The 23,435-nt window shown below is 67.2% G+C and carries 23 protein-coding genes; 5 read left to right on the top strand and 18 right to left on the bottom strand.

The window, feature by feature from the left end:
- The first annotated feature begins 145 nt into the window (after positions 1-145).
- Entirely contained in the window at positions 146-919 is a 774-nt protein-coding gene (locus tag ACXHGZ_RS08660; protein WP_480463339.1) for an SDR family oxidoreductase, read from the top strand.
- 74 nt (positions 920-993) lie between these two features.
- Here the strand turns inward: ACXHGZ_RS08660 and ACXHGZ_RS08655 are convergent, their stop codons facing one another.
- From ACXHGZ_RS08655 to ACXHGZ_RS08570, 18 genes are all read right to left on the bottom strand, one after another.
- On the bottom strand, positions 994-1,374 hold the full coding sequence (locus ACXHGZ_RS08655; RefSeq protein ID WP_480464016.1) for a steroid Delta-isomerase: 381 nt from the start codon (positions 1,372-1,374) through the stop codon (positions 994-996).
- 7 nt (positions 1,375-1,381) lie between these two features.
- Complete coding sequence (locus ACXHGZ_RS08650) at positions 1,382-2,584, bottom strand: acetyl-CoA C-acyltransferase (protein ID WP_480463338.1); 1,203 nt, start codon at positions 2,582-2,584, stop codon at positions 1,382-1,384.
- Between the two features lie 19 nt (positions 2,585-2,603).
- Entirely contained in the window at positions 2,604-3,062 is a 459-nt protein-coding gene (locus ACXHGZ_RS08645) for a MaoC family dehydratase (RefSeq protein ID WP_084857951.1), read from the bottom strand.
- A 2-nt stretch (positions 3,063-3,064) separates the two neighbouring features.
- Entirely contained in the window at positions 3,065-3,847 is a 783-nt protein-coding gene (locus tag ACXHGZ_RS08640) for an SDR family oxidoreductase (RefSeq protein ID WP_480463336.1), read from the bottom strand.
- Positions 3,848-3,862: 15 nt separating this feature from the next.
- The gene (locus tag ACXHGZ_RS08635; RefSeq protein ID WP_480463335.1) at positions 3,863-5,053 is read right to left on the bottom strand and encodes an acyl-CoA dehydrogenase family protein; all 1,191 of its coding nucleotides are present in this window, start codon (positions 5,051-5,053) and stop codon (positions 3,863-3,865) included.
- Entirely contained in the window at positions 5,050-6,222 is a 1,173-nt protein-coding gene (locus ACXHGZ_RS08630) for an acyl-CoA dehydrogenase family protein (RefSeq protein WP_480463334.1), read from the bottom strand. The genes ACXHGZ_RS08635 and ACXHGZ_RS08630 overlap by 4 nt, the downstream gene beginning before the upstream one ends.
- A gap of 432 nt (positions 6,223-6,654) precedes the next feature.
- Positions 6,655-7,530, bottom strand: a complete 876-nt coding sequence (locus ACXHGZ_RS08625; protein WP_480463333.1) for an SDR family oxidoreductase — start codon at positions 7,528-7,530, stop codon at positions 6,655-6,657.
- A gap of 17 nt (positions 7,531-7,547) precedes the next feature.
- Positions 7,548-8,696, bottom strand: a complete 1,149-nt coding sequence (locus ACXHGZ_RS08620) for an acetyl-CoA C-acetyltransferase (RefSeq protein ID WP_224458932.1) — start codon at positions 8,694-8,696, stop codon at positions 7,548-7,550.
- Between the two features lie 141 nt (positions 8,697-8,837).
- Positions 8,838-9,893: an acyl-CoA dehydrogenase family protein gene (locus tag ACXHGZ_RS08615; RefSeq protein WP_480463332.1), complete on the bottom strand. Its 1,056-nt coding sequence runs from the start codon at positions 9,891-9,893 to the stop codon at positions 8,838-8,840.
- Between the two features lie 10 nt (positions 9,894-9,903).
- A complete protein-coding gene (locus tag ACXHGZ_RS08610; RefSeq protein WP_480463331.1) occupies positions 9,904-11,070 on the bottom strand; it encodes an acyl-CoA dehydrogenase family protein in 1,167 nt (388 codons plus the stop codon).
- Between the two features lie 10 nt (positions 11,071-11,080).
- On the bottom strand, positions 11,081-11,836 hold the full coding sequence (locus ACXHGZ_RS08605; protein ID WP_084857943.1) for an enoyl-CoA hydratase family protein: 756 nt from the start codon (positions 11,834-11,836) through the stop codon (positions 11,081-11,083).
- 12 nt (positions 11,837-11,848) lie between these two features.
- Entirely contained in the window at positions 11,849-12,916 is a 1,068-nt protein-coding gene (locus ACXHGZ_RS08600; RefSeq protein ID WP_480464015.1) for an NAD(P)H-dependent flavin oxidoreductase, read from the bottom strand.
- 2 nt (positions 12,917-12,918) lie between these two features.
- Positions 12,919-13,791: an enoyl-CoA hydratase gene (locus tag ACXHGZ_RS08595; protein ID WP_480463329.1), complete on the bottom strand. Its 873-nt coding sequence runs from the start codon at positions 13,789-13,791 to the stop codon at positions 12,919-12,921.
- Between the two features lie 38 nt (positions 13,792-13,829).
- Positions 13,830-14,633 (bottom strand): CoA-transferase subunit beta, encoded by an 804-nt coding sequence (locus ACXHGZ_RS08590; RefSeq protein ID WP_480463327.1) that lies wholly within the window; start codon positions 14,631-14,633, stop codon positions 13,830-13,832.
- A gap of 12 nt (positions 14,634-14,645) precedes the next feature.
- Positions 14,646-15,527, bottom strand: a complete 882-nt coding sequence (locus ACXHGZ_RS08585; RefSeq protein ID WP_224458926.1) for a CoA transferase subunit A — start codon at positions 15,525-15,527, stop codon at positions 14,646-14,648.
- 11 nt (positions 15,528-15,538) lie between these two features.
- Positions 15,539-16,435 carry a VOC family protein gene (locus ACXHGZ_RS08580; protein WP_480463325.1) on the bottom strand — a complete coding sequence of 299 codons (897 nt, stop codon included), beginning with the start codon at positions 16,433-16,435 and terminating at the stop codon, positions 15,539-15,541.
- A 218-nt stretch (positions 16,436-16,653) separates the two neighbouring features.
- Complete coding sequence (locus ACXHGZ_RS08575; protein WP_480463324.1) at positions 16,654-17,778, bottom strand: LLM class flavin-dependent oxidoreductase; 1,125 nt, start codon at positions 17,776-17,778, stop codon at positions 16,654-16,656.
- A 124-nt stretch (positions 17,779-17,902) separates the two neighbouring features.
- On the bottom strand, positions 17,903-19,084 hold the full coding sequence (locus tag ACXHGZ_RS08570; RefSeq protein WP_480463322.1) for a flavin-dependent monooxygenase: 1,182 nt from the start codon (positions 19,082-19,084) through the stop codon (positions 17,903-17,905).
- Positions 19,085-19,295: 211 nt separating this feature from the next.
- Between ACXHGZ_RS08570 and ACXHGZ_RS08565 the strand changes: the two genes are divergently transcribed.
- From ACXHGZ_RS08565 to ACXHGZ_RS08550, 4 genes are read left to right on the top strand one after another with little or no spacing between them, the layout of a single operon-like run.
- Entirely contained in the window at positions 19,296-19,814 is a 519-nt protein-coding gene (locus tag ACXHGZ_RS08565; RefSeq protein ID WP_224458923.1) for a flavin reductase family protein, read from the top strand.
- 9 nt (positions 19,815-19,823) lie between these two features.
- Positions 19,824-21,503 carry an FAD-binding protein gene (locus ACXHGZ_RS08560; protein ID WP_480463320.1) on the top strand — a complete coding sequence of 560 codons (1,680 nt, stop codon included), beginning with the start codon at positions 19,824-19,826 and terminating at the stop codon, positions 21,501-21,503.
- A complete protein-coding gene (locus ACXHGZ_RS08555; RefSeq protein WP_224458921.1) occupies positions 21,491-22,246 on the top strand; it encodes a glucose 1-dehydrogenase in 756 nt (251 codons plus the stop codon). Before ACXHGZ_RS08560 ends, ACXHGZ_RS08555 begins: the two co-directional genes overlap by 13 nt.
- 1 nt (position 22,247) lies before the next feature.
- On the top strand, positions 22,248-23,333 hold the full coding sequence (locus ACXHGZ_RS08550; RefSeq protein WP_480463319.1) for a 2Fe-2S iron-sulfur cluster-binding protein: 1,086 nt from the start codon (positions 22,248-22,250) through the stop codon (positions 23,331-23,333).
- Positions 23,334-23,435: the final 102 nt, after the last annotated feature.

The following is a 23,435-nucleotide window of genomic DNA, read 5'->3' as shown; positions in this document are numbered from 1 at the left end:
TTGTACCGGGATTTTCAGAGTCGCCACGCCTGGCGGCATCGTCCGACAGGACTACAGGGTCTTTTTCTAGTCCCTTTGGACGTATGCCCGAGGGCAGCTGCCGCCTAGCATCGAGGGACACTTCTGACAAACGAAAGGCATCCCCATGCAAGACCCATTGGATTTTCGCGGCAAGGTCGTCCTGGTCACCGGCGGTGCCAAGGGCGTGGGCCGTGGGATTACCCGACGCTTTCTCGAATGCGGCGCCCAGGTGGTCATCTGTGGCCGCCAGGCACCGGAGCGTCTGCCCAGCGGCGGAGGCCGCCAGGCCGTGTTCATGCAATGCGACGTGCGTGACCTGGAGCAGCTGGAGCACCTGGTAGGTGGCATCCTGAAGTACTTCGGCCGTCTCGATGTGCTGGTCAACAATGCCGGTGGCGCGCCATTCGCCGAAGCCGCCAGCGCCTCGCCGCGCTTCAGCGAGTCGATCGTGCGGCTGAACCTGCTGGCCCCGCTGAACCTGAGCCAGCTGGCCAACCGGGTGATGCAGGAGCAGGCCGAGGGTGGCTGCATCATCAACATCTGCAGCGTCAGCGCCACCCGCCCCTCTCCTGGCACCGCCGCCTATGGCGCAGCCAAGGCAGGCCTGCTCAACCTGACCCGCTCGCTGGCGGTGGAGTGGGCGCCCAAGGTGCGGGTCAATGCGGTCACTGCCGGCCTGATTCTTACCGAGCAGGCCGAACTGCATTATGGTGATGCCCAGCAGCAGGCCCAGGTGGCCGCCACGGTGCCCCTGGGGCGCCTGGCCGAGCCGGACGACATCGGCGACACCTGCCTGTATCTGGCCTCGCCCCTGGCCCGCTATGTCAGTGGCGCGGATGTAGCGGTGCATGGCGGCGGGGAGCGCCCAGCGTTCCTCGATGCGGCAAAAGAGCAATAACCGACGAAAAACCTGGGCATGCCTTCGTCTGCACCCGGTCGCCGCATACCCCGCGGCTGGCCGGGCGCCAAGACTCAGCGGGGTACCACGTTCACCTCGCTCCAATAGGCCTTCATGCTGCTGATAAGCCCTTGTTCGTCGAACGTCATCACATCGATCACATGCAACGAGCAATCTTGCCCTTGCCACTGCATGTCGACCCGAAACGGCATGGCACCACAGCCGTTATGGCTGGCACGTACCGGCCCGGTGAGGGTCGCGCTGACCTTCATCTGACCCAACCCTTGGCGGTAGAACTCGGCGATCTGGTCGATGCCCTGCAACGGCGCCTGGCCCACCGGGTCCTCGACGGTGGCATTTTCGGCATAGAGCTGGAGGATGCCTTCGACATCACCGGCATCCACCCGCTCGATATAACGCTGCATGATGGCCTGGACCTGCTGTGCTGTCGGCAAACCCATCTCAGGCCACCTCGAACAATGCAGCGGCGCCCATGCCACCGCCGATGCACATGCTCACCACCACATAACGCACGCCCCGGCGCCTGCCCTCGATCAGCGCATGGCCGACCATCCGCGCCCCGGACATGCCGAACGGGTGGCCGATGGCGATCGCGCCACCATTGACGTTGAGGCGGTCGTTGTCGATGCCCAGGGTGTCACGGCAGTACAGCACCTGGCAGGCGAACGCTTCGTTGAGCTCCCACAAGCCAATGTCATCGACCTTCAGGCCATGGCGCTTGAGCAGCTTGGGAATCGCATACACCGGCCCGATGCCCATTTCGTCGGCGTTGCAGCCCGCCACCGCCAGGCCGCGATAGATACCTAGCGGTTGCAGGCCGCGTTGTTCGGCCAGGCGGGCGCTCATGAGCACCGAGGCCGAGGCGCCATCGGACAGTTGCGAGGCGTTGCCGGCGGTGATGAACCGCCCTGGCCCGGTCCATTGCCCGCCCGCCCACACCGGTTCCAGGGCCGCCAGGCTGGCGGCGCTGGTATCGGCGCGGTTGCATTCGTCCTGGCGCAGGGTCACGGCTTCATGACGACTTTCGCCGGTGGCCTTGTCCACCAGCAGCTTCTGGGTGGTCAGTGACGCCAGCTCCAGGTCGAACAGCCCGGCCTGCTGGGCGCGCGCCGTGCGCAGCTGGCTCTGCAGGCTGTAGGCGTCCTGCTCCTGACGGCTGATGCCGTAGCGCTGGGCGACGATCTCGGCGGTCTCGATCATCGGGATGTAGGCCGTCGGGTCACGCTCGAGCACCAGGGCGGATTGGTTGCGGTAGGTGTTCTTGTGCTTGTTCTGCACCAGCGAGATCGACTCCAGGCCGCCGGCCACGGCGATGTCGAGCTCGTTGCAGACGATGCCTTTGGCGGCAATGGCGATACTCATCAGGCCCGAAGCGCACTGGCGCTCCACGGCCATGCCGGACACCTGTGCCGGCAGGCCGGCCGCCGTGGCGCACAGGCGCCCGAGGTTGTAGGCCTGGGTGCCCTGCTGGGCGGCGGCGCCGATGATCACATCGTCCACTTCCTCCGGCGCGATGCCGGCGCGGCGCACCGCCTCGGCCACCACATGGCCGCCCAGGGTCGGTGCCTCGGTGTCGTTGAAGGCGCCACGGAAGGCCTTGCCGATCGGCGTACGCGCCGTGGACACGATCACTGCTTCGTTCATGCTCAACTCCTTGGATGGCCTAGGCCGGGTAGTAACGGCTGATGGTGTCGACCACGCAGCCAGGACGCTCCTGGCCTTCGATCTCGACGCTGACGCGAATCACTGCCTGCACGCCGTCGCCGACCGCCTCGGTCGACAGCAGCACGGCGCTGCCACGTACCCGCGAGCCCACCCGCACCACCGAGGGGAAGCGCACGCGCTCGCAGCCATAATTGACTCCCATGGCGATGCCTCGCACCTCGATGATCTGCGGCAGGAACAGGTTGACCAGGGCCAGGCTCAGGTAACCATGGGCGATACAGGCGCCGAACGGCCCCTGGGCAGCGCGCTGCGGGTCGACGTGGATCCACTGGTGATCACCACTGGCTTCGGCGAACAGGTCGATGCGCGCCTGGTCCACCAACAGCCAGTCACTCTCGCCCAGCGCCTGCCCCACCGCCTCGTGCAGCGCCTGGGGCGCCTCGAATACTCGGGTCATGCTCAGGCCCTCTGGCTGGAAACCGACAGCACTTCGCCGGTCATGTACGAGCTGTAGTCACTGGCCAGGAACATCATCACATTGGCCACCTCCCAGACTTCGGCTGCACGGCCGAAGGCCTCGTTGGCCGCCAGCTGATCGAGCACCGCCTGGGGCGCGGAGCGGGCCAGGAAATCGTGCATGGCGATGCTCGGGCTCACCGCGTTGATGCGGATGCCATGCTCGGCTGCCTCCACCGCCGCACAACGGGTCAGGGCCATGACCCCAGCCTTGGCCGCGGCGTAGTGGGCCTGCTGCTTCTGCGCGCGCCAGCCGAGCACCGAGGCGTTGTTGACGATGACCCCGGCACGGCGCTCGATCATGTGCGGGAGCATGGCGCGGGTCATGCGCATGGTGCCGGTGAGGGTCACGTCGATGACCCGTTGCCATTCTTCATCGGGCATTTCCACCAGGGCGCGCGAGCCGCCCAGGCCGGCATTGTTGATCAGCACGTCGACGCCGCCCAACTCGCGCTCGGCGGCGTCGACCAGCTCACGCACCTGGGTTTCGTCGGTGACGTTGCACAACTGTCCGTACACGGCCAGCAGCCCGGTGGCTTCGCGGATGCGTGCCACCGCCTCGCCCAGCCGGCCTTCATGGATGTCGCTGATCATCAGGGCCCGGCAGCCCTCCTCGGCCGCACGCAGCGCCGCGGAGAAGCCGATACCGGAGCCAGCGGCGGCGGTGATCAGCACCGATTTGCCACGCAGCAGGCCGTGGCCGGGAACATAGTGTGGAACGGACATGCAAAAACTCCTCGATCAGGGACGTGGCCGCGGCTCCCGGGGCATACCCAGGGCGCGCTCGGCAATGATGTTGCGCTGGATCTCGTTGCTGCCGCCGTACAGGGTGTCGGCGCGGCTGAACAGGTACAGCGACTGCAGGCGGCTCAGCTGGTAGGGCCCGGCCTCGAGCAGCTCGGCCTGGGGGCCGAGCACGTCCATGGCCAGCTTGCCGAGGTTGGCGTGCCAGCTCGACCAGCCCAGCTTGTAGATGGTCGCTTCGCGGCGCAGCGAGCCGTCCTGGGGCCCGGAGAGCATGCGCAGCGAGTTGTAGCGCAGGATGCGCAAGCCGCACCACGCCTCGGCCAGGCGCTGGCGCAGGTGCGGGTCGCGGTCGGCACCGTTGCGCCGGGCAATGGCGATGATTTCGTCGAGTTCGTTCTGGAACTGCATCTGCTGGCCGAGGGTGGACACCCCGCGCTCGAAGCCCAGCAGGGCCATGGCGATCTTCCAGCCCTCGCCCGGTTGGCCGACGATATTGACAGCCTCGGTGCGCGCGTCGTCGAAGAACACCTCGTTGAACTCCGAGGTACCGGTCATCTGTTCGATCGGCCGCACGCTGATACCCGGCTGGTCCATCGGCACCAGCAGGAACGACAGGCCATGGTGGCCGACACTGCCCGGCTCGGTGCGGGCCAGCACGAAGCACCAGTCCGACTCGTGGGCCAGGGAGGTCCAGACCTTCTGCCCGTTGATCCGCCAGTCGCCATTGGCGTCCTGGGCCGCACGGGTCTTCACCGCGGCCAGGTCGGAGCCTGCGCCGGGCTCGGAATAGCCCTGGCACCAGAACGTGGTGCCCTGGACGATGCCCGGCAGGAAGCGGCGCTTCTGCTCGTCGCTGCCGAAGGCGGCGATGGTCGGGCCGGCCAGGCCTTCGCCGATATGGCCCATGCGCCCCGGGCCGCCGGCGCGGGCGTACTCTTCATGGAAGATCACCTGCTGGCTGATCGACAGGCCACGCCCACCATGCTCCGGCGCCCAGCCCACGCACGTCCAGCCACCTTCGGCGAGCTTGCGCTCCCAGGCCTTGCGCTCTTCGGGGAACATGTGTTCGTCGCCCGGGCCACCACGAAAACGCAGGGCCTCGAACTCGCCCTGCAGGTTGGCGGCCATCCAGTCGGCGATCTCCTGGCGGAAACGCTCGTCCTGCTCACTGAAACGGATCTTCATGGCTGCTCCCCGATAATCACATTGGCGATCTGCTGCAGATGCCAGGCCGGTGCACCGAGGTAGCTCTCGCTGGCCCGGGCACGCTTGAAGTACAGATGCGGGTCGTACTCCCAGGTGAAGCCCACGCCGCCGTGCAGCTGGATCGACTCCGCCGCGCAGTGGAAGTACGCCTGGGAGCACTGCGACTTGGCCAGGGCCGCGGCCACTGGCAACTCGGCCGCCACCTGCGCATCACCTGCAGGGTCCAGCGCTTCCTGGGCGACGCAGGCGGCGTAGTAGCAGGCCGAGCGCGCGCACTCGACCTGCAGCATCATGTCGGCGGCGCGGTGCTTGAGGGCCTGGAAACTGGCCAGGGGGCGGCCGAACTGCTGGCGCTCCTGCAGGTAGGCCACGCTCAGGTCCAGCGCCTGCTGGGCCCCGCCCACCTGCTCGGCGGCCAGGCCCACGCAGGCCAGGCGCAACACGTTCTGCAATAGCGGCCAGGCGTTGCCAGCCTCGCCTAGTACCGCGTCCGGAGCCACGTACAGGCGCGTGAAGCGTATACGGCCCAGGCGGCGGGTCTGGTCCATGGTCGGCTGCCACTGGCGTGCCAGGCCCGCCTGCCCGGCTTCGACCAGGAACAGGCCGATGCCCTGCTCGCCCGAGCTGCCGGCCAGGCGCGCCGCGACCACCAGCAGGTCAGCACTGTGGCCATCGATCACTTGCGCATATTCGCCATCCAGGACATAGCCGTCGCCTTCGGGCGTGGCCGTGACGCTGATGCCGTGGGCGGTCCAGGCACCGCCGTCACCAAAGCCCAGGGTGCCACGCACCCTGCCCTCGGCGATGGCGGGCAGCCAGCGCTGTTTCTGCGCTTCGCTGCCGGCCAGCAGCAGCGCCGGCGTGGCCAGGCAGGCGGTGGCGAAGAAGGGTGAGCACAGCAGGCGTCGGCCCATCTGCTCGAGCAGGATGGCCAGCTCGACGAATCCCAGGCCCAAGCCGCCATAGGCCTCGGGAATATGGATGGCAGGCCAGTACATCTCGCTGCACAGGCGCTGCCAGAGGTCGGTGTCGTAACCGCGTTCGCTGACCATCGCCGCGCGCACGGCGGCACAGTCGGAAACATCGGCGAGAAAGCCCTCGGCCGATGCGCGGATCATTTCCTGCTCGTCGCTGAATGCAAAGTCCATCGCGGCGTCTTCTACTCGTCTGGCGGGGGTACCTGCGAGTGTGGCCAGATGCGCGGCGGCGGGAATCGGCCAATTGGACTACTAAATTTGTGAAAGCAATACGACGGCGCCGCCCGCGCGGCGCATCGCGAGCTGCGCTCGCTCCTACGTTTGTTTACGGCCAGTAACGCCTGTGACAGGCGCGCGCGACCGCCTGGTCGGTACGACACGATCTTGCGTCAGCCGCCAAAGCGTCCGCGCGAAAATCCCCCAGGAATAATTGGTCCGAAACAAACGTAGGAGCGAGCACAGCTCGCGATGCGCCGCGCGGGCGGCGCTCGATTTTAGCCCTCTCACAAGGCTCAAACCGTACCCTCATCAAATCCCGCGCAAAAAAAACCGCACCACCCTGGCATGTGGTGCGGTTCGCCCTACTGGCGAGAAAACGTCGAATCAGGTGCCGTAGACTTTCTGCGCCGGCACGGCGCGCGCCAACAGCTCGCCGACGGCCGCGCCCACCTCGGTGACGGCCCAGCGGCCTTGGTTGTCGACCTGCGGCCCACGGCGCCAACCGTCGGCGATGGACAGCTTGCCGCCTTCGACTTCGAACATCTGCCCGGTGACGCCTGCCGAGTCGCGGGAACCCAGCCATACCACCACCGGCGCGACGTTCTCCGGGGCGAAGTAGTCGAAGCCCTCCTCCGGCTTCTTCATCACCTCGCCGAACACGCCCTCGGTCATGCCGGTGCGCGCGGCCGGAGCCAGCGCATTGACGGTGATGCCATAGCGGGCGAGCTCGGCGGCCTGGACCAAGGTCAGCGACGCGATGCCGCCCTTGGCCGCGGCATAGTTGGACTGCCCGATCGAGCCCTGCAGGCCTGCGCCGGAGCTGGTGTTGATGATCCGCGCATCGACCTTCACGCCGTTCTTGGCCTGCTCGCGCCAATGGCGCACGGCGTGGCTGGAGAGGCAGAAGTGGCCTTTGAGGTGTACTGCCACCACCGCGTCCCAGTCCGCTTCGGTGAGGCTGGCGAACATGCGGTCACGGCAGATCCCGGCGTTGTTCACCACCACGTCGAGGCCGCCGAACGCCTCCAGCGCCGCCGCGACGATGCGCCCGGCGTCCTCGTAGTGGGTGATGTCGTTGCTGTTGGCGATGGCCTGGCCACCCTGCTCGCGGATCTGCGCGACCACGGCTTCGGCGGCGTCACGGTTGATGTCGTTGACCACCACCTTGGCGCCCTCGGCGGCGAAAGCCAGGGCGTAGGCTCGGCCCAGGCCGCCACCGGCGCCAGTGATGACCACGACTCGGTTGTTGCAACTGCTCATGGGTATTTCTCCTGCGCTTACAGGCGCTCGATGATAGTCACGTTGGCCTGGCCGCCGCCTTCGCACATGGTCTGCAGGCCATAGCGGCCGCCACTGCGCTCCAGCTCATGGAGCAGGCTGCACATCAGCCGGGTACCGGTGGCTCCCAACGGGTGGCCCAGGGCGATGGCCCCGCCGTTGACGTTGGTCTGAGCGTGGGGGTAGCCGGTCTCGTGGAGCCAGGCCATGGCCACCGAGGCGAAGGCCTCGTTGATCTCCACCCGGTCGATGTCGTCCAGGCGCATGCCGGCACGCTTGAGGGCGTAGGCGGTAGCCGGGATGGGCGCGGTGAGCATCCAGACCGGGTCGTCGGCACGCACGCTCATGTGGTGGATGCGTGCCCGGGGCGTGAGGTTGTAGCGCTTGAGCGCGGCCTCGGAGACGATCAGCACGGCACTGGCGGCGTCGCAGGTCTGGCTCGATACGCCGGCGGTGACCCGGTCGCAGCCGAACAGGCTTTCCAGTTCGGCCATCTTCTCCAGGCTGGTGTGGCGTGGGGTTTCGTCATGCTCGACGCCGGCCAGGGGCACGATCTCGCGCTTGAAATACCCTTGTTCGATGGCACGCAGGGCCCGGCGATGGGACTCCAGCGAGTAGGCCTCCAGCGCCTGGCGGCTGAGCTGCCAATGCTCGGCGATCATCTGCGCGGCGCGAAACTGGGTCGGCGGGGTCGCGCCGTAGCGACGCACCCAGCCCTCGGAGCCGGTGAACGGGTCACTGAAGCCCAGCGGTTCGGCGGCGGTCATGGCCGATGAGATGGGAATCTGGGTCATGGTCTGCACGCCACCGGCGACCACCACATCCTGAGTGCCGCTCATCACCGCCTGGGCGGCGAAATGCACCGCTTGCTGGGAGGAGCCGCACTGGCGGTCGATGGTGGTGCCCGGCACCGCCTGGCTGAGCCCGGCCGCCAGCCAGGCGGTACGGGCGATGTCACCGGCCAACGGGCCGATGGTGTCGACGCAGCCGAAGATCACGTCATCGTAGTCTTGGTCAGGAATCGAGTTGCGCTCGACCAGGGCGCGCAGCACATGGCCGCCCAGGTCCGCTGCATGAATGTGCGCCAGGCCCCCCTTGCGCCGCCCGGTAGGCGTGCGCAGGGCATCGACGATATAAGCTTCAGGCATCTTCTACCTCACAAAACACATCGTGTTGAATCGACGCAGACCCTGTGGGAGCGGGCTTGTCCCGCGACAGGGCCAAGCCTGCCCTGCGCGAGGGCTTCGCCCTCGATCGCGGGAAAAGCCCGCTCCCACACAAGCCATGCGTCAGAAGGTGGTGCCGGCACCGATGGCCAGTTCGCGGTCGAACAGCGCCTCGCGGATCCGCGCCTTGTGCAGGGCGTGGTCGCCCCAGGTCTTGTCCAGCGCCCAGGCGCGCTTCATGAACAGCTGCAGGTCGACCTCCCAGGTGTAGCCCATCGCACCGTGGGTCTGGATGGCGTTGCGCGCAGCGAGCAGCGCAGCCTCCGACGTCGCCAGGCGTGCATGGGAAACGGCCAGCGCCTGCCCCGGCTCGTCGTTGGCCACGGCGTGGGCTGCGCGGTAAAGCGGGCCCTTGGCGAACTCGATGCGCACCGCGACATTGGCCATCAAGTGCTTGACCGCCTGGAACGAACCGATCGGCTTGCCGAACTGCTTGCGCTCGAAGCTGTAGTCCACCGCCAGGTCCACCATGCGCTTGGCCAGGCCCAGCAGCTGCGCCGCACAGCTCAGCGCACCGCGCTCGAAAGCCCGCGCCAGCAGCCGCGCCGCCGCCTCGCCACGGGCCACGCAGGTGGCCGCACCCGGCGTCCAGACCACCTGGAACAGCTGGCGGCTGGGGTCGACCGACGGGTTGCGTACCAGGTCGACGTCCTCGCGGGGTACTACATGCAGTTCATCGCCGTGGCTGAGCAGCAGCAGGTCGGCGACGTGGGCGTCGCTGACCAGCGGGTTGCCCGGCTCACACACCGCCAGGCGTGCCTGCCCTTCGGCCACACGCCCCAGCCAGTCGTGCTTGAGTCCCTCGTGGGCCTCGCCCAGCTCGGCCAGCAGCGGCACCGCCACCAGCATGGTCTCCACCAGCGGCTCGGGCAGCCCAGCGTAGCCGCATTCCTGGGCCAGCAAGACGAAGTCCAGGGCCCCCAGGCCCATGCCGCCATACTGTTCCGGTACGGTCAGGCCGGTCAGGCCCAGCTCCACCAACTGCGCCCAGAGCTGGTCGCAGCGGCCGCTGTCGGTCAGCCACAGTTCGCGGATACGTTCAGGGGTCACTTCGTTGATCAAGAAACTGCGCACATTGTCCTGGAAGAGCAACTGGTCGCTGTTGAAACTGAAGTCCATGGTCTCTCCCTCAGGCACGCGGCATGCCGAGCATGCGTTCGGCGATGATGTTGCGCTGGATCTCGTTGGTGCCGGCATAGATCGGCCCGGCCTGGGCGAACAGGAAGCCGTCCAGCCAATGGCCGACGTCGCCTGCGGCCGGGGCCTCGGGCAATAGCTCGCCGCGTAGGCCAAGGATGCTCATGGCGGTTTCGTGCATGCGCAGGTCAAGCTCGGACCAGAAGATCTTGTTGGTCGAGGACTCAGGCCCGATACGCCCACCCTTGACCAGCTGCGAGGCGGTCATGTAGGTCTGCTGGGTGTAGGCTTCGGCATCCAGCCAGGCACGCATCACCGCTTCGCCGATGGCCGGGTCGCGGTCGGCGCTCTCGCGGTTGGCCTGGTACAGCTGCACCAGGCGCCGGGCAGTTTCCTGGAAGCGCGCCGGCGAGCGCAGCATCAGGCCACGTTCGAAGCCGGCCGTGGACATCGCCACGTGCCAGCCCATGCCCTCGCCGCCCAGCACGTTCTCCACCGGCACACGTACATCGTCGAAGAAGATTTCGGCGAAGCCCGGCAAGCCATTGAGCTGGGGGATCGGCCGCACGGTGATGCCAGGGCTGTCCAGCGGCACCAGGATGAAGGTCAGGCCGTGGTGACGGTGGGAGCCAGGGTCGGTGCGGAAGATGCCGAACACCCAGTCGGCCCAGACCGCGCGGGTGGACCAGGTCTTCTGGCCATTGATCACGTAATGGTCACCGTCACGCTCGGCCCGCGAACGGATCGCCGCCATGTCGGAGCCGGCGCCGGGCTCGGACCAGCCCTGGGCCCAGATATCCTGGCCGGTGGCCATGCGGGGCAGGAAGCGCGCTTTCTGCTCCTCGGTACCGTATTCCATCAGGGTGGGCCCGAGCAGGAAGATGCCATTCTGGTTGACCCGCGCCGGGGCGTTGGCGCGGTAGTACTCTTCTTCGAAGATCAGCCATTCGATCAGGTCGCAACCACGCCCGCCCAGGCGGGTCGGCCAGGTGACCATGCCCCAGCGCCCTTCGTTCAGGCGTGCTTCCCAGGCGCGGTGGGCGGCGAACCCCTCCTCGGTGTCGAACGAGGGCAATGGTTGGGCCGGCACGTTGGCCTGCAGCCAGGCCCGCACCTCGGCGCGCAAGGCCTGCTGGGCCGGTGTGTAGGTAAGGTCCATGTTCGCTCCCTCAACCGTTGAAATTGGCGTTGCGCTTCTCGACGAACGAGTCGCGGGCTTCCTGGGAGTCCTGGGTACGGTAGGCTTCCAGGGTGAAGCCTTGCTCCCAGCGGTACTTGTCTTCCAGGTTGCCGTCCTCGATGCCGTTGAGCGCTTCCTTGGCCAGGCGGATCATCGCCGGGCTCTTGGCGGCGATGGATGCGGCGATGCCCAGCGCGGTTTCGCGCAATTGCTCGCGTGGCACCACGCGTTCGACCGCGCCCAGGCGGTAGGCCTCGGCGGCATCGATCATCTCGCCGGTGAAGTACATATGGCGCACCTTCTGCACCGGGAACAGGCGCTGCAGGTGGGCACCGCCGCCCATGGCGCCGCGGTCCACCTCGGGCACGCCGAAACGGGCACAGTCGGCGGCGACGACGATGTCGGCGGCGCCGCAGATACCGATGCCGCCCCCCAGGACGAAGCCATGCACGGCGACGATCACCGGCACCTTGTTGCGGTGCACGGCCTTGAAGGTGTCGTAGTTGCCCTTGTTGACCGCGACGATCAGATTACCGTCGGCAGCCAGTTCCTTGATGTCGACCCCAGCGCAGAAGCCACGGCCTTCGGCGCGAATGACGATGACCCGCACCTGCTCGTCTTCGCCCAGCGCCTGGAGGGTGCTGGCGATGTCGGCCCAGCCCCGGCTGTTGAAGGCATTGACCGGGGGATGGTCGAAGACCATCTCGGCGATGCCGTTGTCAATGCTGACACTGAATGGTTGCATTCGGTTTCCCCCTTACGAAATTCGGCAGCACAGCGCGCCCAGGCGCTGCTCGGCGTCCTGGACGATCTGCGCGATCAGTTCGGCGCACCCCGGCAGGCTGTCGATGCCCGCGGCCACTTGGCCGGCCGGCAGCACGCCCTCGGCCGGGCGGCCTTCGACCATGGCCTTCTGGATGACCATCGGCGCGTTGGCGGCCATCAGGCTCTGGGCGGCGCTGAGCCCACCGTCGCGGCGCATCTTCAGGGCGCTGCCGAGCAACTGGCCCAGGCCAAGGCCGGTGTGGCGGCGGTAGGCCAGCCCGCTGCGCACGGCCAGCAGCCAGCGGCGCAGGCCGCTGCCGGACTCGAGCTCATCGAGCAGCTCGTTGCGGATCATGCGTTGCGGCAGGCCATCGATGGCCCGGCTGACGATCACCGCCGCCGGGTCCTCGACCGCCAGGTAGCGCGCCAGGGTGGCCTGGGGCACCGGACTGTCGGCGGTCATCAGAAAGCGCGTGCCCATGGCGATGCCGTCGGCACCCTGGGCCAGGGCCGATACCAGCCCGCGGCCATCCTTGAAACCACCGGCGGCCACCACCGGCACCTCGACGGCATCGAGCACCTGGCCCAGCAGCATGGCGGTGGGCACGGCGCCGGTATGGCCGCCGCCCTCGCCGCCCTGCACGGTCACCACGTCGGCGCCCATCTCCACGGCCTTCTGCGCGTGCTTGAGGGCGCCCACGGTGGGCATGCAGACCACGCCGGCGTCCTTGAGCCGAGCGATCATCTGCTTGCCCGGCGAACGGCTGTAGCTGACCGCGCGCACCTGATGGCGTACCACCAGTTCGACGATCTGTTGGGCGTTGGCCTGGTACATGTGGAAGTTGACCCCGAACGGGCGGTCGGTCAGGCACTTGGTTTCGAGGATCGCGGCCTCCATCTGCTGCGGTTCGATGGTCGCCCCGGCGAGGAAGCCAAAGCCGCCGGCATTGCAGGTGGCCGCCACCAGGCGCGGGTCGGCGACCCAGCCCATGGCGGTCTGGACGATCGGATAGCGGCACCCGAGCAAGGCGGTCAGGCGGGTATCGAGCGACACGGCCATGCTCATGCCCTCCCCTGGTCGCGCTGGGAGCTGGCCATGGCCTTGGCGTCGTAACCACCCAGGCGGTCGCCCGACACCAGTTCGTTGTGGGCATGGGCGAAGTGGTGCAGGCCGAACACCATGTCCATGGTGGCGCGCTTGCCCATCAGGTCCTCGGCGTTGTTGACCGCCTGCTTGCTCAACTGCAGGCCCAGGCGCGGCATCTGGGCGACCTGCGCGGCCAGCTCCAGGGTTTGCACCTCCAGCTGCTCGCGCGGCACCACGCGGTTGAGCATGCCCATCTGGTAGGCACGCGCCGCCGGCATCGGTGCGCCGAGGAACAGGAATTCCTTGGCGATACGTGGGTTGAGTTCATGCACGTGGGCGAAATATTCCACGCCCGGAATCCCCATGCGCACCACCGGGTCGCGGAAGTAGGCATCGTCGCTGGCCACGATCAGGTCGCACACCCACGCCAGCATCAGGCCACCGGCGATGCAGGCGCCCTGGACCATGGCGATGGTCGGCTTGGGGATGTCCCGCCAGCGCCGACACATGCCCAGGTACACCTCCTGCTCGCGGGCGTAGAGGAACTCGCCGCCCGGCTTGCCGACATGGTCGTACCACAGGCTCACGCGCTCGAAGCTCTGGTCCACGTCGCGCCCGGGCGTACCGATGTCATGGCCGGCGGAAAAGTGCTTGCCAGCGCCGCACAGGACGATGACCTTGACCTGGTCATCGGCGCAGGCGCGGGCGAAGGCGGCGTCCAGGGCGTAGGTCATCCGCGAGTTCTGGGCGTTGTGGTACTCGGGGCGGTTCATGGTGACCAGGGCCACCGCGCCACGCACTTCGTACAGCACCACCTCATCGGCCTCTTTGTTGTTTTGCTCGCTCATTACTGCACTCCGGCAAGGCGGTTGGCGGGTACGGGCTGTCAGCGCGCCTGGCGCTGGCCCGGTGGGTTGTCCTTGAGCTGGCTGGCACGCAGGTTGTGCGGGTCCAGCTGCTGGATCAGCTGCAGCTGCGCCTCGGTGGGCGCCGTGGTCACCGGGCAATGCTCGGGCACGTGCAGGGCAAAGCCTGTGTTGTCGCGCACCTCGTCCAGGCTCACGCCCGGGTGCAAGGAGCGCACCCGCACCTGGTGTTGCGGCCCGAGGAAGTCGAGCACGCACAGGTCGGTGACGATCAGGCGGATGTCGATGTCGTCCAGCGACCAGCCACGGGCCAGGCGCGCGGGGTTGTAGCCCACCGAGGCGACCACGTCGCACTCGCCCTCGACGAATACCCGGCGGTTGTGGCTGGGCACGTAGAACGAGTTGGCATGGCTGATGGAGTTACCCGGCAGGCCGCGCACGCCGAGCATCTGCGCCTTGGGCTTGTGGTAGTCGCCGCCGATGCAGGAAATGTTGGCCTGGCCGAAGCGGTCGACCTGGATCGGGCCGATCATGGCGTGGCGCTTGCCGCTCCAGACGTTGTCGAAGATGCGCGAGAAGCCCATCCAGCTGTCGCGCTTGGGCTCATAGCCGTTGCGCGGGCCGACCGGCACCGGCTCGGCGACCATGTAGGCTTCCGAGTCGGTCATCATCAGCTGCGGGTTGTTGTCGAGCATGCTCAGGGAGGCGGCCAGGCGTGGGATCACGCCGATACCAGTGGCCAGGACTTCGCCGTCGTCGCGCCAGGCCTGGGCGGCGGCGCAGATCATCAATTCGGCGAGGCTGTAGGAGGTTGCAGGGGTCATGGCGTTCCTCGCTTAGAAAACCGGCAGGGGCAGTCGACGGATGGCCTCGAGGCCCCCGCAACGCTCCAGGTACTGGGTGTGGGAACAGGCCACGTACTGCTCGACATAGGCCTGCCAGCCCTCTTCGCTCTGCGCCGAGGCCACGTAGGCCTTGAAGTGCGGCACATCGAAGCCGTACAGCGGTGCGCAGGAAGAGGGGTGCGCGCCGCCGGGCACATTGGCCACGGCGGTGGTCAGGTTGCGCTCCCAGAACACCTGGTGGGCACGGGCCGGGTCGGCGTGGAACCACGCGCTGTCGACCAGCTCGTCGCAGGTGACGAAGGTGTGTGCCGCGGCCCGCACGAACAGGTCGTCCATGTAGTGGTCAGGGCCGGCGATCTGGCAGATGCCACGTGCATCGGCGCGGTCGACGTGCACCAGGGCAGCGTCGAGCTTGAGCGCAGGCATCGCGACCCAGTCGCGACCATCGGCGTAGGGCGAGGCGATCAGCTTGATCTCCGGGTTATGGCGCAGCACGTCGGTGCCCAGGCCCACCGCGGTGGGGATGAACGGTACGTTCATGGCGGCGGCGCGCAGGCCCAGCAGCAGCATGCCTTCATCGATTTCCATGACCTCGATGGCCCCGTCCTGGCGTGCCTTGCGGAAGTACGGCTCGAGGGGGATGAAGTCGAGGGAGACGAAGGCGAAGATCAGTTTCTTCACCTTGCCGGCAGCGCACAGCAGGCCGACATCGGCACCACCGTAGGCGACGACGGTGAGGTCCTTGAGGTCCGAGCGCAGGATCTCGCGCACCAGCGCCATGGGCTTGCGGCGCGGGCCCCAGCCGCCGATACCGATGGTCATGCCGTCGCGCAGCTGGGCGACCATCTGGGCCGTGGTCATCTGTTTATCCATGGGTACTGTCCTCACTGGCGGCCGACACTGAAGTCGTGGCCCCATTGGCTGACCACCGTGCTCTCGAACGGTGTATGGCGGCTCCAGTCCACCACCAGGCCGTCGCAGCCGTACTCCAGGTCGAACCCGGAGGGGGTCTTCATGTAGAAGGAAATCATCTGGTCATTGGTGTGCTGGCCCAGGGTGGCCGAGAGCTTCACGCCATTGGCGTGCATGCGGTCCAGGGCGCGACCCACGTCCTCCAGGCCATCGACCTCGACCATCATGTGCACGCAGCCACTGGGCACCGGGCATTCGAAGATCGCCAGCGAATGGTGGCGGCCGTTATTGCAGTGCATGAAGTGGATGCGCTTTTCCGGCTCGGCAGGATCCGGGGTGAAACGCACTTTCATCAGGTCCGACAGGCCGAAGCCCATCACCTGTTCGTAGAAGTCGCGGCAACGGTCGAAGGTCGGTGCCGGCAGCACCACATGGCCCATGCCCAGGGCATCGCTGACGAAGCCGCGCACGCCCACCGGGGACACGAAGCGGGCGAAGTCCTGGCGCGGACCCCAGTACAGCTCGTGGCGATTGCCATCGGGGTCGGCGAACAGGGCCAGCGCCTGCACCTGGCGCAGCGCAGCCTGTTCGGCACTGCCCGGCTCCACGGCCACACCAGCAGCGTGCAGTTCGGCCACGGCCTGGTCGAAAGCGGCCTGACCGGCCACTTCCCAGCCGCAAGCGCCGAAACCGTCCTGGGCGCTGTGCTGCACCAGGATGCGGTACGGGCGCTCGTCCATCTTCAGGAACAGGCGTTCGCCGCTTTCGTCCTCGACCACCATCATGCCCAGCACCTGGCTGGCGTAGTGGCGCCACTGCGCGAGGTCGGTGGAACGTACGGTTACGTAACCCAGGCCACGGATATCCATGCACGATCTCCTCATGTTGTTCTTGTCACGAGCCGCTGGGGCTCTTGGATGGTCGTATTCAAGCCAGTTGGCGGTGGAGCGTCATCGTCCAATAGGACTACCGGCCGAGGGGTTGCCATGCAGCCCAATCGCGGGACAAGCCCGCTCCCGCAGGGGTGACGCAGGTCCCTGTAGGAGCGGGCTTGTCCCGCGATTGGGGCGCAAAGCGCCCCTGGGGCTTATTGCTTGTTGCGGAAATGCGGAATGACCTTCTCGCCGATGTTGCGCAGGGTCTCCAGCTGGGCCCACTGCGGCACGGTGCCCATCTGGCAGATGAACAGGATCTCGTCGGCGCCGGCATCGATCAGGCGCTGCACGTAACCGATGCAATCCTCGACGGTGCCGTAGGCGTGGTTGGGGTTCATCATCGCCATGGTCGGGTCGGAGAAATCGACGCGCACTTCCTCGGAGGCGAAGCGCGACTTGATCACCGCCTGTCCGTTGCCGTCGACGTAGGTGTCGTCCTTCCACTTCTCCGGGTCCGGGCGCTCACCGCCGCCGTACCAGTAGCCCAGCGACTCCATGAAATAGCGCTGGCCACGGATGCCGATGCGGCGCGCGGTTTCGTTGTCGTCCAGCACGATGGCCGGGCACAGCGCGGCGATGTGGCGGTTGGGGCGGAAGCCCACCTGGTTGCGGGTATCGCGGTTGTCGAAGGCCTGGTGATACACCTCGACCTTTTTGGCAATCTCCTCAGGGCCACCGAAGCCCAGCACCAGCGCGCCCATGCCACGCCCGCCAGCGTTCTTCAACGAATCGGTGTTGGTGCAGGCCAGGTACATCGGTGGGTGCGGGTCCTGGTACGGCTTGGGGTGGATCGGCCGCTTGGGGATCTTGACGAAGTCGCCGTGGTGCTCGATCTCGTCCTGCACGAACATCTTCGGAATCAGGTACATGGCTTCGTCGATCTGCGGCTGCAGGGTCGCCAGGTCGTAGCCGAAGGTGCCGGCCTCCTGCTGGGTGCCGCCCTTGCCCACGCCGAAATGCACGCGGCCCTTGGACAGCAGGTCGAGAGTGGCGATGCGCTCGGCCACCTTGACCGGGTGGTTCATCGCCGGTGGCAGGCACACCACACCATGGCCGATGCCGATGCGCTCGGTCTTGCCGGCGACGAAGGCCAGCATGGTTTCCGGGGCAGACATGTGCGAGTAGTTGGTCAACGCGGTGTGCTCCACGCACCAGAAGGTGTCGAAGCCCAGCTTGTCGGCCAACACCGCCTGCTCGACGGTGTCATCGAAAATCTTGCGGTCACCCTCGCGGCTGGCATCGATCGTCTGGGCTTCGTAAATCAGCGAGAATTTCATGTGCGTTCCTTGTTGTTCTGTGGACGTTGGCCGGCAAGCGCCGGCCTTGGTCACATCCTCAGGCATCGCAGGTGGGCTCGAATCCCTAAAACGGACTAGCCGGTTTCGGTGAGCAGGCTGCGGCCTAGAGGAAGAAGTCCGTGGTGTCCTGGCCCATGCTCACGCCACCGAGGTTCCAGGCATACTTGGCCGGGCTGTTGGCCACGTGGGCACGACCGGTATGGATGTCGCGGAACGCCCGGTTGATCGGGTGGCCACGGAAGATGGTCGAGGCGCCACTGTTGAACATCAGCTCAGCCACTGCCTTGGCGCAGCGGTCGGCCACCAGCGCCGAGTCGTAGCGCATCTTCACCCGCAGTTGCATGTCCAGCGGCGTGCCGCTGCGGGCGTTGTCGAGCATCAGCTCGAAGTTGCGCAACAGCACGGTGCGGCATTCGTCGACACAGACCATGGCGTTGGCCAGGGCGCTTTGCGCGGCCGGGTCCTGGAGCACCTTGCGACCATCATTGACCGCCACCCGCGCCTTGTTGTGGGCGATGAAGTGGTCCACCGCCCCCTGCAAGGCGCCGATGGCCGACGACGACACCGCGCGCACGAAGATCTGCCCGAACGGCAGGCGATAAAGCGGCGAGGTGTTGACCGCATTGCCCGGACTGTTCTGCATGAAGCCATCGACGGCGCGGTGGGTGCGGTACTCGGGCACGAAGGCATCCTCGACCAGCACGTCATGGGAGCCGGTGGCCTCCAGGCCCATCACGTTCCAGTTGTCGATGATCTGGTAGTCGGCACGCGGCACCAGGAAGGTGCGGTAGTCTGGCGCACCGCCCGGTTCGGCCGGCGGCACCATGGCGCCGAGGAAGGCCCATTGGCAATGCTTGCTGCCCGAGGAAAAGCCCCAGCGCCCGCTCAGGCGGAAACCGCCCTCCACCCGCTCGACCTTGCCCACTGGCATATAGGAAGAGGAGATCAGTACGCTGGTGTCCTGCCCCCAGACATCCTGCGCGGCGCGGTCGTCGAACAGCGCCAGCTGCCAGTTGTGGATGGCCACCACGCCCAGTACCCAGGCCGACGACATGCAGCCTTCGGCGAGGATCATCTGCACCTCGAAGAAGTCCTTCGGCTCGAGCTCCAGCCCCTGCCAACGGGCCGGTTGGAGGATGCGGAAGAAGCCCGCCTCGTGGAAGTCGGCGATGGTCTCCTCCGGCAAGCGGCCCATCTGCGCGGCCTGTTCGGCGCGCTCGCGCAGCACGGGCACCAGCTCACGGGCGCGCTGGCGCAACTGTTGACGCATGAGGTCTTGATTCATCTTCTTGTTCTCCTCTGGTCGCCCCGTTCCCCGGGGCGTGCGAGAGAGGCGCTGTGCCTCCACCGTGGGCATTGCAACAAGGTGAATCGGGCGCGGCATCCCTCAAACGGACCATGCGCGGCCTGCATCGACTAGTCCCGTTGGACGATGTTGGGGCTTGCCCCCCTTGCAAGAATCCATCGCACTGAAACAGCCAAACCGAGGGCGTGCGATGAACGACAACAATAATTTGAAAGCCGACATGCTCCAGGCCATGCGCCGCCTGGCCAAGTCGGTGACCATCATCAGCACCAGCGACGGCAGCCAGCGTTTCGCCATGGCCGCCACCGCGGTGGACTCGCTGAGCACCGAGCCGCCGTCACTGCTGATCTGCGTCAACCAGAGCGCATCGCCCCACGCGGCGCTGGCCGCCGGCGCGAGCTTCTGCGTGAACATCCTGGGCCTGGAGCAGCAGCACCTGGCGCACCTGTGCAGCGGCAGCATCAAGGGTGAAGCCCGCTTCGGCCAAGGCCAATGGCTGACCAGCGACGAAGGCATCCCTTACCTGGCCGACGCCCAGTCGTCGATCCTCTGCCGCCAGGACGGCCAGTTCGCCTATGGCACCCACACCGTCTTCATCGGCCGCATCCTGCGCATCCACACCACGCCGACCATCACCCCGCTGGTGTACCTGGACGGGCATTACACCACCACCGCCAAGCCTGTGCCCCTCGCGGCCAGTGCCAGCTGAGGCGCAAGCATGAGCGAGCAGGCGGTGCAGGCACCGCTTCGCGTCGACAGCGCCGAGCAGTTGCAATGGCAGCAACGCGCCGACCTGGTGGTGGTGGGCTTCGGCGGGGCCGGGGCCAGCGCCGCCATCGAGGCCGCCAGCCGTGGCCTTTCGGTGCTAGCCCTGGAGCGCTTCGCCGGCGGTGGCGCCACTGCCTTGAGCGGCGGCGTGGTGTATGCCGGCGGTGGCACACCGCAACAGCTGCAGGCCGGTTACCCGGACAGCAGCGAGGCGATGTTCGACTACCTGCTCAAGGAAGTCGGCGATGCGGTGAGCGAACAGACCCTGCGTACGTTCTGCGATGGCAGCCTGGAGCAGTTGGCCTGGCTGGAGCGCCAGGGCGCGGTGTTCGAAGGCAGCATGGCGCCGCACAAGACCTCCTACCCCAGCGACAGCTACTACTTGTACTACTCAGGCAACGAGGCAGTACCGGCCTACGCCGTAGAGGCCGCCCCGGCTCCCCGCGGCCATCGAACCAAGGGCACCGGCATGTCCGGCTCGGCCCTGTTCCGTGCCTTGGCCGACAGCGCGCGGCGCCGCGGCGTACGCGTACGTACCCAGTGCCAGGTGCGGCGCCTGGTGGTCGACCGGAAAGGCCAGGTGCTGGGCGTCGAAGCCTGGCAACTGCCAGCAGGCAGCCACGCCGCACGCCTGCATGCCCGCCTGACGCGCTGGGCCGCGGCGGTACATATGTACGCCCCGGCGGTGTCCGCGCGGTTGCGGGCACGCATGCACCGCATCGAACAGCGACACGCCCTGCCCCTGCTGGTGCGTGCCGACCACGGCGTGCTGCTGGCCAGCGGCGGCTTCGTGTTCAACCGCCAACTGCTCGGCGAGCATGCGCCGCGCTACCTCGACGGCCTGCCCCTGGGCAGCAGTGGCTGCGACGGCAGCGGCATCGAGCTGGGCCGCAGCGCCGGCGGCAGCCTGGGACGCATGGACAAGGTCAGTGCCTGGCGCTTCATCAACCCGCCGCTGGCCTGGGCTCGCGGGCTGATCGTCAATGCTCGGGGCGAGCGCTACTGCAACGAAGAGCTGTACGGCGCCACCCTGGGCCACGCCATGGTCGAGGAGCAGGACGGCCGCGCCTTGCTGATCCTCGATCGCAGCTTGCGCAACCAGGCGCTGCAGCAGGTCGGGCCAGGCAAGGTGTGGTCGTTCCAGCGCCTGCCGGTACTGCTCAACCTGCTGTTCAACTGCCGCCGTGGCAATACCCTCGAGCAGCTGGCCCAGCGCTGCCGGCTGCCGGTCGAGGCCCTGCGCCGCAGCGTCGACGCCTACAACCGCGCCGCGCGCGGCGAAATCGCCGACCCGCACGGCAAGTCACCGGCCATGCTCCATGATCTGGACCAAGGACCCTGGTATTGCCTGGACCTGTCCTACGACAGCCGCCTGTACCCCTGCCCGACCCTGACCCTGGGCGGGTTGCGGGTGTGCGAGCAGAGCGGCCAGGTACTCGACGCGCAAGACCAAGCCATCGAGGGCCTGTACGCGGCCGGCCGCTGCGCCGTGAGCGTGGCTTCCAACCTCTACGTTTCCGGCCTGTCCCTGGCCGATTGCGTCTTTTCCGGCCGGCGCGCCGCGGCCCACGTGGCCGGCCTGGCCGCCGGCCACCGAGCCTCACAAGGAGAACAACCATGCAACGTGTAGAAGGCAAGGTCTGCCTGGTCACCGGCGCCGCCAGCGGCATTGGTCGCGAAGATGCCCTGCTGCTGGCCAGCGAGGGCGCCCGGGTGGTGCTCACCGACCTGAACGAGCAAGCCGGCCGCCAGGCCGCTGCCGAGATCGGCGAGAACGCGCTGTTCATTCGCCACGACATCGCCAGCGAAAGCGATTGGCAGCAGGTGATCGCCACCACCCTGGCGCATTTCGGTCGCCTCGATGTGTTGGTCAACAACGCCGCCATCCTGGCCACCGGCACCATCGAGGACACCAGCCTGGAGCTGTGGCAGAAGGTGCAGAAGGTCAACGGCGAGGGCTATTTCCTGGGGTGCAAGTACGCCATCGAGGCCATGAAGAAGACCGGTGGCGGCTCGATCATCAACATGTCGTCGGTCGCAGCCCTGGGCGCCATGCCGATGTTCTGCGCCTACTCTGCCTCCAAGGGCGCGGTAGCGGCCATGACCCGCTCCATCGCCTTGCACTGCAAGCAGCAGGGCTACCGCATCCGCTGCAACAGCGTGCACCCCGATGGCGTCAACACGCCGATGACCCAGGCCCTGGCCGGCGGCCAGCCGATTCCCCAGGCGTTGCTCGACCAAGACCCGATGAACCGTATGTGCGCCCCGCGCGACATCGCCAACGTGGTGCTGTTCCTGGCCAGCGACGAGTCCCGTTTCGTCAACGGCGCGGAGCTGCGGGTGGACAACGCGCAACTGATCAGTGGCATCTGACATGAACATCCAGGCTGCTGCAGACCAGGCCCAGGCCAGCGCATCCCCTGCCAGCGACTTGCGCCTGCAGGTGTGCGCGGTGATCGACGAGACCGCCGACGCACGCTCGCTGGTGTTCGACGTACCTGAGGCGCTGCGTGGGCGCTTCGCCTACAAACCGGGGCAGTTCCTGAGCTTTCGGGTGACGGTGGACGGCAAGCGCTTGACCCGCTGCTACTCGATGTCCAGCTCGCCCTGGACCGACACCCGGCCCAAGGTGACCATCAAGCGGGTCGAGGGTGGCCGGGTGTCCAACTGGATGAACCAGCACGTGCAAGTCGGCGACTGGCTCGAAGTGCTGCCGCCGGCCGGGCACTTCTGCATCGACCCGCGTCAGGCCACCGACGCCAGCCGGCCCCTGGTGCTGTTCGGCGGGGGCTCCGGCATCACGCCGGTGTTCTCCTTGCTCAAGGCCGTGCTGCACAGCGGGCAGCGCCCGGTGCTGCTGGTGTATGCCAACCGCGACGAAGCCTCGGTGATCTTCCGCGACGAGCTGCGCGCGCTTGCCAAGGCGCACCCGGAACAGTTGCAGGTGGTGCATGTGCTGGACTCGGTGCAGGGCTTCGTCGATGCCGCCCAGGTGCGCCAGCTGGTACGCCACTGGCGCGGCGCGGACTACTTCATCTGCGGGCCGGGGCCATTCATGGATACCGTGGAAGGTACCCTGCTGGCCTTGGGCGAAGCGCGTGACGCCATCCATGTGGAGCGCTTCGTCTCACCGCCCGACCCGGACAGCCAGGAAGCCGTGCCGGTACAGGTCGAGGGTGCAGAGTGCGAGCTGCTGGTGGTGGAAATCGATGGCGCGACCCACGAGATCGTGCCACGCCCAGGGGATACGCTGCTGCAAAGCTGCAAGGCGGCCGGGCTGGATGTGCCATTCTCGTGCGAGGAAGGGTTCTGCGGAGCCTGCATGTGCACGGTGGAGGAAGGCCAGACGCAGCTTTCGCGTAACGATGTGCTCAGCAAGGCGGAGTTGGAGGCCGGGTGGACCTTGGCGTGCCAGGGGCATCCGCAAGGGGCGCGGGTACGCTTGAAGTTTCCGGCTTGAGGTCGAGCGGGGCTGCTTTGCAGCCCAATCGCGGGGCAAGCCCGCTCCTACAGAGGGCGCGTTGAAACTGTGGGGCTTGTCCCACGATTGGACCAGTGCGGC

It is taken from the genome of Pseudomonas shiyinii, from assembly GCF_056725765.1.
The sequence above is the reverse complement of the archived record's forward strand: the minus strand, read 5'-3'. Positions and strand labels throughout refer to the sequence as shown.

Coding starts and splice junctions, on each gene's coding strand:
- ACXHGZ_RS08660 (WP_480463339.1), top strand. CDS start 146: ATGCAAGACCCATTGGATTTTCGCGGCAAGGTCGTCCTGGTCACCGGC.
- ACXHGZ_RS08650 (WP_480463338.1), bottom strand. CDS start 2,584: ATGAACGAAGCAGTGATCGTGTCCACGGCGCGTACGCCGATCGGCAAG.
- ACXHGZ_RS08645 (WP_084857951.1), bottom strand. CDS start 3,062: ATGACCCGAGTATTCGAGGCGCCCCAGGCGCTGCACGAGGCGGTGGGG.
- ACXHGZ_RS08640 (WP_480463336.1), bottom strand. CDS start 3,847: ATGTCCGTTCCACACTATGTTCCCGGCCACGGCCTGCTGCGTGGCAAA.
- ACXHGZ_RS08635 (WP_480463335.1), bottom strand. CDS start 5,053: ATGAAGATCCGTTTCAGTGAGCAGGACGAGCGTTTCCGCCAGGAGATC.
- ACXHGZ_RS08630 (WP_480463334.1), bottom strand. CDS start 6,222: ATGGACTTTGCATTCAGCGACGAGCAGGAAATGATCCGCGCATCGGCC.
- ACXHGZ_RS08625 (WP_480463333.1), bottom strand. CDS start 7,530: ATGAGCAGTTGCAACAACCGAGTCGTGGTCATCACTGGCGCCGGTGGC.
- ACXHGZ_RS08620 (WP_224458932.1), bottom strand. CDS start 8,696: ATGCCTGAAGCTTATATCGTCGATGCCCTGCGCACGCCTACCGGGCGG.
- ACXHGZ_RS08615 (WP_480463332.1), bottom strand. CDS start 9,893: ATGGACTTCAGTTTCAACAGCGACCAGTTGCTCTTCCAGGACAATGTG.
- ACXHGZ_RS08610 (WP_480463331.1), bottom strand. CDS start 11,070: ATGGACCTTACCTACACACCGGCCCAGCAGGCCTTGCGCGCCGAGGTG.
- ACXHGZ_RS08605 (WP_084857943.1), bottom strand. CDS start 11,836: ATGCAACCATTCAGTGTCAGCATTGACAACGGCATCGCCGAGATGGTC.
- ACXHGZ_RS08600 (WP_480464015.1), bottom strand. CDS start 12,916: ATGGCCGTGTCGCTCGATACCCGCCTGACCGCCTTGCTCGGGTGCCGC.
- ACXHGZ_RS08595 (WP_480463329.1), bottom strand. CDS start 13,791: ATGAGCGAGCAAAACAACAAAGAGGCCGATGAGGTGGTGCTGTACGAA.
- ACXHGZ_RS08590 (WP_480463327.1), bottom strand. CDS start 14,633: ATGACCCCTGCAACCTCCTACAGCCTCGCCGAATTGATGATCTGCGCC.
- ACXHGZ_RS08585 (WP_224458926.1), bottom strand. CDS start 15,527: ATGGATAAACAGATGACCACGGCCCAGATGGTCGCCCAGCTGCGCGAC.
- ACXHGZ_RS08580 (WP_480463325.1), bottom strand. CDS start 16,435: ATGGATATCCGTGGCCTGGGTTACGTAACCGTACGTTCCACCGACCTC.
- ACXHGZ_RS08575 (WP_480463324.1), bottom strand. CDS start 17,778: ATGAAATTCTCGCTGATTTACGAAGCCCAGACGATCGATGCCAGCCGC.
- ACXHGZ_RS08570 (WP_480463322.1), bottom strand. CDS start 19,084: ATGAATCAAGACCTCATGCGTCAACAGTTGCGCCAGCGCGCCCGTGAG.
- ACXHGZ_RS08565 (WP_224458923.1), top strand. CDS start 19,296: ATGAACGACAACAATAATTTGAAAGCCGACATGCTCCAGGCCATGCGC.
- ACXHGZ_RS08560 (WP_480463320.1), top strand. CDS start 19,824: ATGAGCGAGCAGGCGGTGCAGGCACCGCTTCGCGTCGACAGCGCCGAG.
- ACXHGZ_RS08555 (WP_224458921.1), top strand. CDS start 21,491: ATGCAACGTGTAGAAGGCAAGGTCTGCCTGGTCACCGGCGCCGCCAGC.
- ACXHGZ_RS08550 (WP_480463319.1), top strand. CDS start 22,248: ATGAACATCCAGGCTGCTGCAGACCAGGCCCAGGCCAGCGCATCCCCT.